The 14,537-nt window shown below is 72.8% G+C and carries 14 protein-coding genes; 4 read left to right on the forward strand and 10 right to left on the reverse strand.

Annotated elements, in window-relative coordinates:
- Positions 1–2 precede the first annotated feature (2 nt).
- Positions 3–1,556 carry a PP2C family protein-serine/threonine phosphatase gene (locus ACFXKG_RS39335; RefSeq protein ID WP_384849823.1) on the reverse strand — a complete coding sequence of 518 codons (1,554 nt, stop codon included), beginning with the start codon at positions 1,554–1,556 and terminating at the stop codon, positions 3–5.
- A gap of 355 nt (positions 1,557–1,911) precedes the next feature.
- Positions 1,912–2,766, reverse strand: coding sequence for an endonuclease I family protein (locus ACFXKG_RS39340; RefSeq protein WP_384849826.1), 855 nt, complete (start codon positions 2,764–2,766; stop codon positions 1,912–1,914).
- A 481-nt stretch (positions 2,767–3,247) separates the two neighbouring features.
- On the opposite strand from ACFXKG_RS39340, the gene ACFXKG_RS39345 reads away from it, so the two are divergent.
- Entirely contained in the window at positions 3,248–4,453 is a 1,206-nt protein-coding gene (locus tag ACFXKG_RS39345; protein WP_384849829.1) for a family 16 glycosylhydrolase, read from the forward strand.
- A 119-nt stretch (positions 4,454–4,572) separates the two neighbouring features.
- Here the strand turns inward: ACFXKG_RS39345 and ACFXKG_RS39350 are convergent, their stop codons facing one another.
- Positions 4,573–5,052 (reverse strand): hypothetical protein, encoded by a 480-nt coding sequence (locus ACFXKG_RS39350; RefSeq protein ID WP_384849852.1) that lies wholly within the window; start codon positions 5,050–5,052, stop codon positions 4,573–4,575.
- A gap of 619 nt (positions 5,053–5,671) precedes the next feature.
- On the opposite strand from ACFXKG_RS39350, the gene ACFXKG_RS39355 reads away from it, so the two are divergent.
- Positions 5,672–6,445 (forward strand): polysaccharide deacetylase family protein, encoded by a 774-nt coding sequence (locus tag ACFXKG_RS39355; RefSeq protein WP_384849831.1) that lies wholly within the window; start codon positions 5,672–5,674, stop codon positions 6,443–6,445.
- 99 nt (positions 6,446–6,544) lie between these two features.
- Complete coding sequence (locus ACFXKG_RS39360) at positions 6,545–6,862, forward strand: UBP-type zinc finger domain-containing protein (RefSeq protein ID WP_365819473.1); 318 nt, start codon at positions 6,545–6,547, stop codon at positions 6,860–6,862.
- Between the two features lie 106 nt (positions 6,863–6,968).
- Here the strand turns inward: ACFXKG_RS39360 and ACFXKG_RS39365 are convergent, their stop codons facing one another.
- From ACFXKG_RS39365 to ACFXKG_RS39395, 7 genes are all read right to left on the reverse strand, one after another.
- Positions 6,969–7,751, reverse strand: a complete 783-nt coding sequence (locus tag ACFXKG_RS39365; RefSeq protein WP_384849855.1) for a VOC family protein — start codon at positions 7,749–7,751, stop codon at positions 6,969–6,971.
- A gap of 178 nt (positions 7,752–7,929) precedes the next feature.
- Positions 7,930–8,466 (reverse strand): DUF4232 domain-containing protein, encoded by a 537-nt coding sequence (locus tag ACFXKG_RS39370; protein WP_384849835.1) that lies wholly within the window; start codon positions 8,464–8,466, stop codon positions 7,930–7,932.
- Positions 8,467–8,733: 267 nt separating this feature from the next.
- A complete protein-coding gene (locus ACFXKG_RS39375) occupies positions 8,734–9,807 on the reverse strand; it encodes an ABC transporter permease (protein ID WP_384849837.1) in 1,074 nt (357 codons plus the stop codon).
- Positions 9,808–9,850: 43 nt separating this feature from the next.
- Positions 9,851–10,654, reverse strand: a complete 804-nt coding sequence (locus tag ACFXKG_RS39380) for a sulfite exporter TauE/SafE family protein (RefSeq protein ID WP_384849840.1) — start codon at positions 10,652–10,654, stop codon at positions 9,851–9,853.
- Positions 10,655–10,717: 63 nt separating this feature from the next.
- Positions 10,718–11,926 carry an MFS transporter gene (locus ACFXKG_RS39385; protein ID WP_384849858.1) on the reverse strand — a complete coding sequence of 403 codons (1,209 nt, stop codon included), beginning with the start codon at positions 11,924–11,926 and terminating at the stop codon, positions 10,718–10,720.
- A 119-nt stretch (positions 11,927–12,045) separates the two neighbouring features.
- Positions 12,046–13,260, reverse strand: a complete 1,215-nt coding sequence (locus ACFXKG_RS39390; RefSeq protein WP_384849843.1) for a PLP-dependent cysteine synthase family protein — start codon at positions 13,258–13,260, stop codon at positions 12,046–12,048.
- 139 nt (positions 13,261–13,399) lie between these two features.
- Positions 13,400–13,849, reverse strand: a complete 450-nt coding sequence (locus ACFXKG_RS39395; protein WP_384849846.1) for a hypothetical protein — start codon at positions 13,847–13,849, stop codon at positions 13,400–13,402.
- A 130-nt stretch (positions 13,850–13,979) separates the two neighbouring features.
- On the opposite strand from ACFXKG_RS39395, the gene ACFXKG_RS39400 reads away from it, so the two are divergent.
- A partial coding sequence (locus ACFXKG_RS39400; protein WP_384849849.1) for an NUDIX hydrolase occupies positions 13,980–14,537 on the forward strand: 558 nt, incomplete at its 3' end.

Consider the following 14,537-nt stretch of genomic DNA (forward strand, 5'->3'; position numbering starts at 1 on the left):
GCTCAGCGCGTTTTCCCGCCGATCCTGGCGGCCATCACACAGGCGTCGTCCGAGCGCTCGGCCATGCCGAACTCCTCGCCGATCGCCCGTACCCACTCCTGCGCCGTCGACGTCCCCGTCATCCGGGGCGCCAGTGCCAGGAGCCGGTCCCGGCGCGTTCCGGTGCCGTCACCCTCACGGGTCAGTCCGTCGGTGTGCAGCACCAGTACGTCCCCGGGCTCCAGCCGGGCCTCGGCCTGTTCGTACCCGGCCCCTGAGGTCGCGCCGAGCAGCACGCCGTCCGGCGGTGTCAGCGCGTGCCCCGTCCCGTCGCGGAACAGCAGCGGGGCGGGGCACGCCGCCTGCGCCCAGGAGAGCGCCCCGGTCGCCGGCCGGTACCGGGCGCAGAGCGCGCTGCCCAGCACGGGCTGTTCCGTGGTGTCCAGAAGCTGGTTGAGATGGCCCAGCAGCGCCCCCGGCTCGATCCCCGCCACGGCCATCCCGCGTACCGCGCCCAGCAGCATCGCCATGGACGAGGCCGCCGCGAGGCCGTGCCCGGTGAGGTCACCGAGGGTCAACAGGGTCTCTCCGCCGGGCAGTTCGAGCGCGTCGTACCAGTCCCCGCCGCCCGGCGGGTCGGCCGCCGACGGCAGATGGCGCGCGGACAGCTCCAGCGCGGCCGGGCCGCTCTGCGAGAGCCGCAGCGCGCCGCGCCGCGACGGGACGACGGCCTCCTGCAACGCGGTCACGAGCCGGTGCTCGGTCTGGGCGATGTGCTGCGCGCGCTGGACCGACCGGCCGCTCTCGCGCACCGCGCGCTCGCTCCTGCGCAGGGCGCTGACATCGCGGAGCACGGCCCACAGGGAGGCGGTGCAGCCGTCGGCGTCCAGCACCGGCTCGCCCATCATGTGCACCGTACGGACCTGGCCGTCGGCCCTGACCACGCGCACTTCGCCGTCGATGGGCTTTCCGTCGATCAGGCAGTCCGTCACCATGCCGGTGAGCAGCGACTGGTCGTCGGCGAAGACCAGGGAGGGCAGCTCGTCCAGCGTCATCGGCCCGCGCTCACGCGCCCGGCCGATGATCCCGTACATCTCCTCCGACCAGTTCACCTCGTCGGTCAGGAGGTTCCACTCGGCACTGCCGACCCGGCCGAGCACCGGGGCCGCGCGGGCCGGCCCTTCCTGGGGGAGACCGGCGCCGGCCCCCGCCGTACCCGTGGCACATGCCGTGGGTGTGTGCCGCTGTCCCCGCGGGGGAGCGTCCGGGGAGGGACGGCCGTCCGGAGCGGCACCGTCCTCCGCGGGGCAGTTCTCGACGCGGCCGTCCGCCGGGAGGATCTCCGGACGGCCGGCCCTGAGCTGGTCCAGGTGCGCGCCCAGATGATCCAACTGGCGTACCGCGAGATCGCAGAGCGCCCGCTGCCAGCGCCGCAGGGTCTCGTCGTCCGTCCCGTTGTCCTGGTGCACCGCCGCCACGTCCCCGCGCAGCGCGCGGGTCCTGGCGATGAGCGCGTCCACCGTCTCCCGCTCGACAGGCTGCGGGACGGGGTGGTCCGCGAACAGGGGGGACGGCATCTCGTACTCCGATACGGGCGCGGCACGGCCTGGTCTGGATGATGGACCGTTATGACTGTTGCACAAGCGCCCCGTGCTCGTAAGGCATTTGGCAACACTCGATCCGGTGGTGCTTCTGGCATATGCCGCAGGCTGGTTGATTCTCCTCATGCCGCATGCGACGGCCGCGCGTATGCGTCAACCCGGCGCCGACCGGGGCGATCGCGCCCGGTATCGGGGATTTCCGTGGCCGCAACGACTGATGGGCATGTGCGCATGAGTCATGCGCACATGCCCATCAGTGGGCTCATGTGGGTGGCCGGGTCGTGCGGACCGTCTGTTCACGCGGGGGTGGGCGCACGCCGCCGCGGCGCGGTCACCAGATCGACTCGACCCACTCCGGGTGGTCGATGAACGGGTTGCGGTTGTGCTGGTACTGGTTGTATATGACGTCGTTGCGGCGCTTCTCGAAGGCGTCCGGCGGGTCCTCGTCGCTCCACTGCTTCAGGACCGACAGCTTCCCCATCAGGGGGCTGGAGCCGTTGTTGACCTTCTCGTTGGGTTCGAGGTCCGGCCAGGAGTCGCCGCCCTCGTACCGGACGGCCATGTAGAGGATCATCCGGGCGACATCGCCCTTGACCGCGTCGCGCGGCTCGAAGGAGTCGGAGTCGGTGTAGTTGCCCGGCGCGCCGGAGACGGCGCTGCCGCCGTTGTCGAAGTCCTTGTTGCCGCGGATGGAGTTGACCTGGACGTCCTCCGGGCGCAGGTGGTGGAGGTCGGTGCCGGGGCCGGTCGCCTCGCCGAAGCCGCCGTGGGACTTGGCCCAGACGTGCTCACGGTTCCAGTTGCCCGTGTTGCCGCCGTTGCTCGACTTCGAGATCGACCTGCCCGTGTACAGCTCGATCACGTTCGAGGAGTTCGCGGGGTCCTGGTCGGAGTTCTTGAGCGCCTCCCAGACCGCCGCGTACGAGATCTTCGTCTGGTCCTTGATGATCGTGTGCAGGGCGGACTTGAGTGCGGTCCCGCTCTTGCCGATCGCGTTCTGGTAGTACGTGTCGTCCAGTGCGGCGGTGGCCGCGGTGGAGGAGGCCGCCGTGACCATGGCCGGCGTGGCGGCCGTGGTCCGGACCGGGGTGGCCGCCGGTGCGGCGGCAGCCGTGGTGGCGATCACCGCGGTGGCGGCGCCGAGCGCCAACAGTGCGCGTCGGGTGGGGAGATGGCGACGGGACATGAGGGAGCTGTCCTCTCCGGGGGGCCGTCGCGGCACACGACCACAGGGTGGGGGCGGTGCCGCGGTGGTCATGAGGAAACGGTTCAGCGGGAGTTTTCCACAGCACCTGTGTGGGCGCGTGAACACCTCGTGTCGGTCATGTGCAGGTCAAGTTGCCGAACGGGTCGACGGGGCCCGGTGGGAGGTGTGTTGACGATCGCGCGCCCCTGTTGCCGCTGGTTTGCCAGGATTTACGGGGGAGTCGTGGAGGGTCTGCCGAACTTTGGTCCATACCAACTGCTTGACGCTACGTCACTCCCTGCCTTAAATCATTGGCGGACAGAACTCTCCGAGGTGGCCCTTCCCCTGCGCCCGACGCGCATGCCGCCCGGGTGGCTTGTCATGCTCATGCCCCCCACGTGAAGCGATGTGATGCCTCGTGCGAATCTCCCTGAGACGCCGAGCGACGCTGTGCGCGCTCGCTCTTCTCTGCTGTACCGGCGTGCTGACGGCGGTACCCGCCTCCGCCGCCGTGCCCGATCCGGCCCCCGCCCCCGCGGCCGCGGCGGCCGTGACCTTCAACGACGACTTCAACGGTCCGGCGGGAGCGGCGGTCGACGGCGGAAAGTGGCAGATCGAGACCGGCGACAACGTCAACAACCACGAACGGCAGTACTACACGGCGGGCAACCGCAACGCCGCCCTCGACGGCCAGGGCAATCTGGTCATCACCGCGCGCCGCGAGAACCCCGGCAACTACCAGTGCTGGTACGGCCGGTGCGAGTACACCTCGGCCCGGCTCAACACCTCCGGCAAGTTCACCTCGCAGTACGGACGCGTCGAGGCGCGGATGAAGGTCCCGCGCGGACAGGGCATGTGGCCCGCCTTCTGGATGCTCGGCAACGACATCGGCAGCGTCGGCTGGCCCAACAGCGGCGAGATCGACATCATGGAGAACGTCGGCTTCGAACCCGGCACGGTCCACGGCACCCTGCACGGTCCCGGCTACTCCGGTTCGGGCGGTATCGGCGCCGGCTACACCCTCCCGGGCGGCCAGGCGTTCGCCGACGCCTTCCATACCTTCGCGGTCGACTGGGCGCCCGACTCCATCACCTGGAGCGTCGACGGCACCGTCTACCAGCGTCGGACGCCCGCCGATCTCGGCGGACGCGCCTGGGCGTTCAACAAGCCGTTCTTCCTCATCCTGAACCTGGCGGTCGGCGGCTACTGGCCCGGCGACCCCGACGGCAGCACGCCCTTCCCGAACCAGCTCGTCGTGGACTACGTACGCGTCACCACGGGCGACAGCGGCTCCGGCGGCACCACGGGCACCATCACCGGGATCGGCGGCATGTGCGTGGACGTGGCCGGGGCCAGCTCGGCGAACGGCACGCCCATCCAGCTCCACAACTGCAACGGCGTCGCCGCCCAGCAGTGGACCGTCGGTACGGACGGTACGATCCGGGCCTTCGGCAAGTGCCTGACGGTGAAGGACAACAGCACCGCCGACGGAGCCCCGTTGCAGCTCTGGGACTGCAACGGTGGCGGGAACCAGCGCTGGGGGATCTCCGCCGCGCGGGACATCGTGAACGTCCAGGCCGACAAATGCATGGACGCCACCGGCAACAGCTCGGCCGACGGCACCCGGCTCCAGATCTGGACGTGCGCGGGCACCCCGAACCAGAAGTGGACCGTGAACCGCTCCTGAACCGTTCCTGACCTGGCCGGGGGCCCGACGGTACGCCGACGCGTGCCGCCGGGCCCCCGCGGCATGAGCCCGGCGCGGGGTCGGGGAGCGGGGTCACGGGGCAGGGGTACGGGGCGGGGTCACGGCGCGGGCTCCACCTCCAGGAACCGGCGGCGCCGCGGGCCGCGGTAGAGCAGGGCCTCCCAGCCCAGTGGTGCCAGCGCGGCGGCGCACTCCGTCAGGGCGCGCTCCTCCTGCCGCGCGGCCCCCGAGCCGTGCGGGCCGAGCCACTCCACCCGTACGGTGCCCTCCCGCTCGCCCGGCGTCACGCGGTACCCCGTCGCGGTCCGCTCGCCGGAGGCGTCCACGGCCGACGCGGCGAGCGAGGCCGCCTCCAGTGCGAGCGCGACCGCCCGGACCGGCCGGCGCAGTTCCCAGGGCGCGGGAACGGCCGCGGGATCGCCGGGTCCGGTGTGGGTCAGCCGCCTGATCTGGACCAGCCCCTCGAACGCGATCCGTACCTCGGCCGCCCGCTCGCGGGGCGCCGAGGCGGGTGGCGGACCGTCGCCCGTGGCCGCCTCGAACCCGCCGGGCCGCTCCGCTCCGCCCTCGACCGCCATCGTCACCGCCCCCCGCCCCGCCGTTCCGCCGTTCCGCACGTCCGTGGTCCGCCCCGCCTCCGGGAGGGACCCGTACCGCCGATCCTCTCAGCCCGAGGCCCCGCGGCGCACCGGCCCGGGCGCCGAGATCCCCGCGCCGCGTCCTGCCCGGACTCGCGGGCATGGCGAGACCCCGACCGGACGGGGGGACGCCGGTCGGGGTCGTCAAGGGAGGGCGCGGATGGCGGTCGCCTCGCGGCGATGCGCTCCATGGGGCTTCAGCCGAACGATCTTCCCCACAGGCTTTTCTCAGGTGGGCCCGGGGACTCAGTTCCACCCACACCCTCACCCGTTACAACGGGGCGCCGGCACGGAATGTTCCCCGGCTGCCATCCCGGCGTCCGGAGGGGCTCGGACGCGCGCATGGCCCGGTGCCGACGGGGGTCGGGCAGAGGGGGGCGGGGCTCCGTGTTCCACTATGCATTGCGTGTATACCTCGTGTGTATAGTGCGACGCGGTTCATTCGCCGCCACCGGCGCCCCCAGGGCGCGCCGGTTCTTCGTCATGCCGTGAGCGGACCGGGCGCCGCCGGTGGACGCCCGGCCGTGGGTGCGGCATGCCCCGAGAAAGAGGGTTTGTCATGCCTCGTCGCCTATGGGCATCCGGAAAGCGCGCCACCACCGCGGTCGTGACGGTCGCGTCACTGGCGCTGACGCTGGGCGGCTGCACGTCGTACGACCGCTACACCCCCGAGGACGCCAGGAAGGACGCGAAGAAGGGAGCGGCCCTCGCCCCGGGCGCCGTCGACTGCGCGAAGGCCCGCTGCATAGCCCTGACCTTCGACGCGGGCCCCTCCGAGCACACGCCTCAACTGCTGGACATCCTGAAGAAGGGGAAGGTCCACGCGACCTTCTTCCTGCTCGGCAGGGATCATGTCGTCAAGCACCCCGATTTCGTGCGCCGGATCGCGGACGAGGGGCACGAAGTCGCCAGTCATACCTGGTCGCACAAGATCCTCACGGAGCTGGACGCGGACGGCGTACGCGAGGAGCTCACCCGCACCCAGGAAGCCGTCGAGAAGATCACCGGCCACCGGCCCACGCTGATGCGCCCGCCGCAGGGCCGGACCGACGACCAGGTCTCCGAGGTGAGCCGCGAACTCGGGCTCGCGCAGATCATGTGGAGCGCCACCGCCAAGGACTACGCCACGACCGACTCCGCCCTCATCGAGAAGCGCATCCTCGACCAGGCGGACCGGGACGGCATCATCCTGCTGCACGACATCTACGACGGCACCGTGCCCGCCGTCCCCGGCATCATCGGGAAACTGAAGGAACGCGGCTACACCTTCGTCACGGTCCCCGAGCTGCTGGCCCCCGGTACCGCCGGTCCTGGCAAGGTCTACAAGCCCTGAGGCGGCGGGCGGCTTTCTCTGCTGGCGGGGGCGGGGGACCGGTCGTACGGTGAGGGTAATGGATCTCCAGGAGACCTGTGCGGTCGGACAGGCGGCGTGATGGCGAACAGCGAAGCGGGGTCGGGCAGCCCGATCTGCGCCCATCTCGCGGATGTCGAGGAGGTGACCCCGGACAGCGAGGACAGCTGCCCGGAGTGTGTCGCCCTGGGGGACACGTGGGTGCATCTGCGGGAGTGTCAGACGTGCGGCCACATCGGCTGCTGCGACTCCTCCAAGAACAAGCACGCCACCGCCCACTACGCCGCTTCCGGACACCCGCTCATCCGTTCGTACGAACCCGGCGAAGGCTGGTGGTGGTGTTACGAGGACGAGATCGTCTTCGAGGTCGAGGGAGTGGGGCCGGAGCGCCCCGTCTGACGGCGCCGTACCCCGGCGGGACGGTGGACTCTCACTCTCAGGTCCAGGGTGAGAGTCAACCGTCCCGCCGGAGTGGTGTCCGGTGTGGTCAGCCCGAGGCGACGGTTCAGCCCGAGGTGACGGTGAAGAGCGCGCCGTCCGGATCGCGGAGCGTCGCCTCCCGCAGCGGCGTCTCCCGCGGGACCGGCGAGGTGTCCTCGGGCGAGACCAGCGCGCCCCCGGCGTCCAGCGCCGCCGCCACGGACCCGGCCGCCTCGGGGACCCGGAAGTAGACATGCCAGCGCGGCCGGAGCTGCGGATCCGGTGTGGCCTGCACGGCGCCGCCGCGGATCTTGGCGACGATCTGCTCGTCCTGGCGCAGCACCGCGTGGTCGTCCTCGTGGACCAGTGTGAAACCGTCCTGCTTCTCCGGGGCCCAGCCGAGGACCTGACCGTAGAAACGGGCCGCGTCCCGTGTGTCGCGCGTCCGCAGTTCCAGCCACGCGGGCGCACTGCCCCGGCCCACCGTCCAGTCGGAGCGCACCGCTCCCTCCCAGATTCCGAAGGCCGCCCCGTCGGGGTCGGTGGCGAGCGCCGCGCGGCCGGAGTGGAAGGCCAGTGGCCCCACCGCGACCGTGGCGCCGCGCTCCCTGATCCTGGCCGCCGCCTCGTCCACGTCGGTGACCGCGAAGTACGGCGTCCACGCGACGGCGACCTGGAGGGACGAGGCGAGCGCGCCGATCCCCGCGACGGCCATCCCGTCCGAGAGCGCGACGCAGAAGTCCTCGCCCAGCCCGGCGGGGCGGTACGTCCAGCCCAGCACGTCACCGTAGAACGCCTGAGCCGCGGGCAGTTCGCGCGCGAGCAGACTCACCCAGCAGGGAGCGCCGGCCACCGTCTGTGAGTCCATTTTGTCCCGCTCCTGCTCCCGCTCCTGCTCCCGCTCCACACCGCACACTCCGCCCTCGTCGGACACGTCTCGCTCATACGTATTGCCGCTGTTGGTGTCTTTACTCTGCCAGGCCGTCCGTGACTTCCCGCCGGGCCGGGGCCCTGCCCGCCTCCGGCGGGGGCGTCCGGACGGGGCGTCAGCGGGTGACGGCCGCGAGGGCGGCGTCGGCCTTCGCCGCGGTGGGCTGCCACAGCGTGGTGACCGGTTCCCAGACCCGGATGGTGCCGGACGTGCCCACGGACGCCGCGTCGAAGCGCCTGCCGCGGTGCGACGGGTCGCCCGAGACGGTCAGGTACGCGACGGTGCACGACTCCTCGGCGGCCGGGTCGAGCGTGCGTACCGCGGCGTACGCGGAGCCGCCGGCGGTCAGCCGGTACGGTGCGCTCCCGGCCGGCGGCACGGGCTGTGCGGCGCCGTCGAGATCCCCGAAGGTGATGCTGGGGACGCGGTCGACGACGCAGGTGGCGGGGCCCTTGTTGGTGACACTGATCCGCACCACGTGGGGGGTGGCGGACCGGGCCGCGGTCACCGTGACGGCGCTCTCGCGGCAGACGGCGACGGCCGCGGAAGGCGCCGCGGCGGGCGCGGCGACGGCGGCCGGGGCGCCGGCGGCGACCGGGAGAAGGGCGAGAGCGGTGGCCGCCGGAGCGACGAAGGCGGGACGGATACGCATGGTGTGGTTCCCCGTTTCGGTTGGGCCGCCGGTCCGCGAATCCGCCGGTCCGTGACGCTGGATCCGCGGTTCCGTGGACCGGCGGCACGTGAAGTGGACCGGTGACACGTGAGGGTGACAGGCGATCGGTCGTCGCGGCACGGCCTCGACCAGATGTCCCTACCGGATCTGTGTTCGCCCGGAGTTGGTCGCGCTGTGCCGCTTGACCCGTAAGACACCTGAAGGGCCACGGAGGTTGTGCCGGTCACCGGCGTCCGGTCACACCCGTCACACGTCCTCGGCGGTCCGGCCGCCCGGGTGGCGGTGGCGCCAGAACCAGAACACGCAGCAGGAGACCAGCGCCCAGCCGGCCAGCACGGCGAAGGGGAACACATGCTGCGCGTGCCCGAAGTACACCGCGGTGTGCTGGGCGTTGACCGAGGCGCCCGGCGGCAGCCAGCGCCCGATGTGGCCCAGCACCGACGGCAGCAGCGGCCAGGACACCGCACCACCGGACGACGGGTTGCCCAGCAGCACCATCAGTCCCCAGGTCGGCAGCATCGCCCACCGCCCCATCAGGGTGTTGAACATGGTGAACACCATGCCGGACGTGAACATGGTGAACGCCAGGATCAGCCACGACTCGACGAACGGCAGCCGCAGCGCGCCCAGCAGCCAGTCGACCACCGAGGCGATGGCGAAGGCGCCGAGCAGCGAGTACGCGACCGTGAACGCGACGCGTTCGCCCGGGTCGAGCCCCCGCGCGTGGACGCTCAGCTGGATGGCGCCGACAAAACCGACGATCACGGCCGCCAGCGAGATGTAGAAGAGCGCGAGCCCGCGCGGGTCCCCCTTCTGGAGCGGCTTGACATCACTGATCCGTACGGGCACCCCGACCGCTCTGCCCACCGCGGGGGCCGTCTCGGTGAGCACCTGCGCCACGGACGCCCCGGCGGCGCCGGCGACGGCGAAGTCGACTCCGGTGGGCCGGAACGTCAGGATCGCGAACACCTCCTGCTGCTCCACCGCGCGGCGGGCCGCCGCGTCCGTGGGATAGGGGTGGAGTTCGAGCGACGCGGCGAGCGCCTTCTCCATGCCCCCCACGAAGGCGCGGGCGTCCGCGGTGCCGGTGGGACCCACCACGGCGGCGGGGATACGGCGCGGCGTCGGGTTCGCCATGTTGTACGTGTACGAGCCGGCGAAGAGCCCGGCCGCCGCCGCGAGGATGAACATCAGCACGACGGCGGGGAGGAAGGGCGAAGCGGTGAAGGCCCTCCAGCGCTCCGCCGCCCCCGTCCGGGGGCGCGGCGCGCGGTGGGCGCCGGACTCGGGAGCGGGGCCGGTTTCGTGATCCGCGTCCATGAGAGCACCGTAAGCCACGCGAACCGTACATATCGGATGGATGTCAGCGCAGCAGAAGCTGCAGACCCCCGAGAATCGTCGCCCCGATCACCAGCCGCTCGAAGAGCCGTTGGTCGATCCGGTCCACACAGGCCTTGCCGATGAGGGCGCCCGGTATGACGAACAGCGCGAGCACGGCGTCCAGCAGCAATGACGGCCCGTCGATCAGCCCGAGCCCCACGCTGAAGGGCAGCTTCGACGTGTTGACGATCAGAAAGAACCAGGCGGAGGTGCCGAGGAAGCCGAGCTTCGCGAAGCCCGCCGAGAGCAGATAGAGCGACATGACAGGGCCGCCCGCGTTGGCGACCATCGTGGTGAAGCCGCCGAGCACACCGTACGAACGCGCCTTCAGCCGGCCGGCCGGCGACCCGGACGCATCGTCACCGCCCTCCTCGCTGTCCTTGCCGCCGTCCTTGTCGGCGTCCGCCGCCTCCGCCGCCTTCCGGGCGGCGCGCCGCCGCCACACCGTGACCCCGGCCATCAGCAGCAGGATCGCGCCGATCGAGGTACGGACGGCCGCGTCGTCCGCCCGTACGAGGAAGAGCGTGCCCAGCACCACCCCCGCGGCGACCGCGGGGAACAGCCGCCACAGGGTCGGCCAGTGGGCGTGGCGCCGGTACATGAGCACCGCGAGCACATCGCCGACGATCAGGACGGGCAGCAGCACCCCCGTCGACTCACGCGCGGGCAGCACGGCGGCGAACACGGCCAGACTGACCGTGTTCGCGCCGCTCACCGCTGTCTTCGAGAAGCCGACGAGTGCCGCCGCCGCGGCCAGCGCGGCCATTCCCCACCAAGAGATGTCCATTGCGGCAACCGATGCTATGCCCCGGGCTTCACGGACCGTCGGGCGGGGACGGCACTCGGCCGGTCAGACAGGCACCGGCCCCGGTGCCGGGCGCGTCAGCCGGCCGCCGCGCGCCAGCGCGCCCACCGCCGAGGCGCACGCCAGCCCGGTCACGGTCAGCACGGTCCAGGGCAGCCAGCGGACGTCATGGCGCTCCGCGAGGTCCCACAGCGCACCGGTGGCGAGATTCCCCAGCGTGATGCCCAGTCCGGAGACGGTGTTGTAGAGGCCGTAGTGCGTGGCGACCAGCCGGTCGCCGGAGAGCGCGACCACCGTGTCCATCTCGAACGGGTAGACCACCGCGCTCCCGGCGGCCAGCGAGATGACCGCCGCCAGCAGCGCGGCCAGCACCCCCAGCCGCGCCCCGCGCCCGTCCCCGGCCGGGACCAGCGCCAGCGGCAGGAACGCCAGCCCCATGACGGCCAGCCCCCGCACCAGTGCCCCGTGCGGACTCCACCGCCGCGTGGCCCACCGCGTCAGCCGGAGCTGACCCGCCACCGCCACGACCGCCGAGACCACGAACAGCGCGCCGGTCGCCTTCTCGGCGGCGGGGCCGAGCGCGTCGGACGCCGCCAGCGGCAGCGCCAGATAGATCTGGAACGTCAGTACGTACGAGCCGATCATGGCGACCGAGAAGAGCAGGAACGGCCGGTTGGCCAGCACCGTGCGCCACTGCGCCGTCAGTCCCCCGGGCCCGACGGGGCTCCCCGCGCCGCCCCGGGCCGGCAGCGCCCGCCACTGGAGCACCGTCAGCGCGGCGAAGATCACCGCGGCGGCCGTGCACACCAGCCGGAAGTCCGCGGCGAGCAGCAGTAGGCCGACCGGCGGCCCCAGCACCATGCCCGCCTGGTAGTAGACGTTGAAGGTCGCGAAGGCGGCGACCCGCCGGTCACCCGCCTCCGCGGCCAGATAGGCGCGCACCGCCGGGTTGAACAGCGCCCCCGCGAACCCGGTCGCCGCCGAGGCCACGATCAGCGCGGGCAGGTGGTCCGCCCACCCCAGCAGCGCGAAGCCCGCCGTGCGCAGCAGACAGCCGGCCATGATCGGCACCTTGTAGCCGAACCGGTCGGCGAGGGTACCGCCGATGAGGAACATGCCCTGCTGGGAGAGGTTGCGTACGCCGAGCACCAGCCCGACCGCCCACGCGGCCAGCCCGAGCCCGCCGGCGAGATGCGCCGCGAGATAGGGCATGAGCATGTAGAAGGCGAGATTGATGGCGAACTGGTTGGCCATCAGCAGCCGTGCCGCGGGCGAGAAGGAGAGCGTGCCGGCCCACAGCCCCGCGACCGGGTTCCGGCCCGCTGCCGCCCCGGAGGCGCCGCCGGAGGGCGTCTGCGGGGTCCGTCCCCGCTTCACCGGGCGGCTCCCGTCGTACCGGGGGCGCCGTCCACGTCGGTCGCGGCACTCGGGGTACGGACGGGCTCCGCGAGCGGATCCACCACCGTCGTGCACCGCGTCCACCGGGTGACCGTTCGCGCGCCCGGGTGCGCGATCTCCTCCGGCTCCTCGGCGGGGCGCACCCCCAGCAGCCCGTGCTCACGGCAGTACGCGTCGTCGAACACCGTGCCGACGTAGCGCTGCGGGCCGTCGGGGAACACCGCCACGATCCGCTCCCGTACCGGCCGGACCCGGGCCAGCCAGCGCGCGACCAGCGCCACCGCCCCCACACTCCACCCGCCGGTGGCATAGCGCGCCCGCGCCAGCAGCCGCGCCGCCCAGACCGCCTCGGGAGCGGCCACCCAGTGCACCTCGTCGAAGAGGCCGTAGGCCACATTGCGCGGATGGATGCTGCTGCCGAGCCCCCGCATCAGCCGGGGCGCCGCGGGCTGGCCGAAGATGGTCGAGCCGGTGGTGTCGACACCCACCACGCGCAGGGCGGGGAAGCGGTCGCGCAGTACGGACGCGATCCCGGCGGAGTGCCCGCCCGTGCCCACACTGACGACCAGGGTGTCGACGCGCCCGAGCTGGGCCATCAGCTCATGGGCGAGCGGCCGGTACGCGGCCACGTTGTCCGGGTTGTGGTACTGGTCGGGGCACCAGGCGCCGCGGTCGGCGGCGAGGAGTTCCGCCACCCGCAGCCGGCGCGCCTCCTGCCAGCCGCCCACCGGGTGCGGCGTCCGTACCAGCTCGATGTCGGCGCCGTACGCGGTCAGCAGACCGGTCATCAGCGGTTCCATGCCCGGGTCGGTGACCACGGTGACGGGATGCCCGAAGGCCACCCCGGCCAGCGCCAGCCCCAGGCCCAGGGTGCCCGAGGTGGACTCCACGATGCGCGCGCCGGGGCGCAGTGTGCCCCGCTCGCGGGCGCGCGCCACCATGTACAGCGCCGTACGGTCCTTGATCCCACCGGGGTTGTGGCCCTCCAGCTTGGCCCAGAAACCCCGTTCCACGGCGGTGAACGGTGCGCCCACCCAGAGGGTCGGGGTGTCGCCGACGAGCCCCGCGGGGCTCCGCGCGGGCAGTGCGGACGGGGCGCCGAGCCGGCCGGGGAAGGGGCGTGCGGTCCTGACGGACGCGCCGACGGGTGCGTCGGCGGGTGTTTCGACGGGGGTTTCGAACGGATTCATGTGCGCGGTCTCCTGCGGCCGGACGCGCGGGGCGCCCGGTCCTGGTGGTGTGAACTCGGAACAGTCGGTCGGCCGTCGGGGCCACGGACAGCGCGGACGCACCGGCGCCCGGCCCGCTGTCAGCGGCCCGTGACCGCCGTCAGTTCCGCCACACCCCGAGCGCCGCGCGCCGCCGGTGGTCCGGCTCCGCCCCGGCTCCGGCGGGCGCCCCGTCCCGCGCCGGGTGTACGGGCGGGACCGCCGTGTTCCGTACGGCCGTGTCCCCCGGCAGGGTCCGGTCCGCCGTCGCCGCGGCGAACCCGTCGGGGCGCTGCGGCAGCACGCTCGGCTCGTCCGCGTCGGTGCAGGACGAGGCCCCGTGCGAGGCGCGTCCCGCGCATCCGGCGGCCGGGAGCGCGGGCCCACCGGCGGACAGTTGGTACGCCACGACCGACAGACCGGCGGGGACTCCCGCCGACGGGGCGGCCGGGACCGGGCCATGGGCGCAGCCCAGTACATGCAGCAGCGCGGCCAGCACGGTGAGCAGCACGGCCCAGGCCCTGGGACATGCCCTCGGACCTCCGGTCGCCGCGCCGCTCGCACCACTCATGTCGCGCAGCGTATGCGATCGGTGACCTGCTGTGCTCGCCGGACCGGAAAAACGGAGGACACGGGCCCATCCGATTCCTTACGCTCGCCCCGGCCAACGGGAACCGAGAACCCGGAACAGGGAGAGGCGCATGCGGACAGCCGGGCGACGGATCGACGAGGTGCTCGCGGGATACCGGCCCGACGGGCCGGCGGAGACCGCCGACGTCACCCGCGTACGGGACCTCGCGCGCGGCGCCGAGGATCCCTGGCTGCGCTCCCTCCCGCTGCATGTGACGGCCTCGGCCCTGATCACCCACCCGGGCAGCGGACGCGTCCTGATGCGCCGCCACCCCCGGATGAACACCTGGCTCCAGGTCGGCGGCCACGGTGATCCGGGGGAGACCGACCCCCTGGACGTCGCGCTGCGGGAGGCCCGCGAGGAGACCGGGCTCCGCGATCTGACGCCCTGCCCGGACGCGTCCCTCGTCCAGGTGGTGATCGTGCCCGTGCCCGCGGGCGGCGGCGAGCCCGCGCACGAACACGCCGATCTCCGGTACGTCCTGGCCACCGCGGAGCCGGACACGGTCCGCCCGGAGAGGCCCGACGCCCCGCTGCGCTGGATGACCCCGGCCGAGGCGCGCGAGGCCACCGGCGAGGAGAACGTCCGCGAGGCGCTGCGGCGCGTCGAGAGACTGCTGGTGACGGCG

Origin of the sequence: Streptomyces sp. NPDC059255 (assembly GCF_042752355.1) — a bacterium.
Classification (GTDB): Bacteria; Actinomycetota; Actinomycetes; order Streptomycetales; family Streptomycetaceae; genus Streptomyces.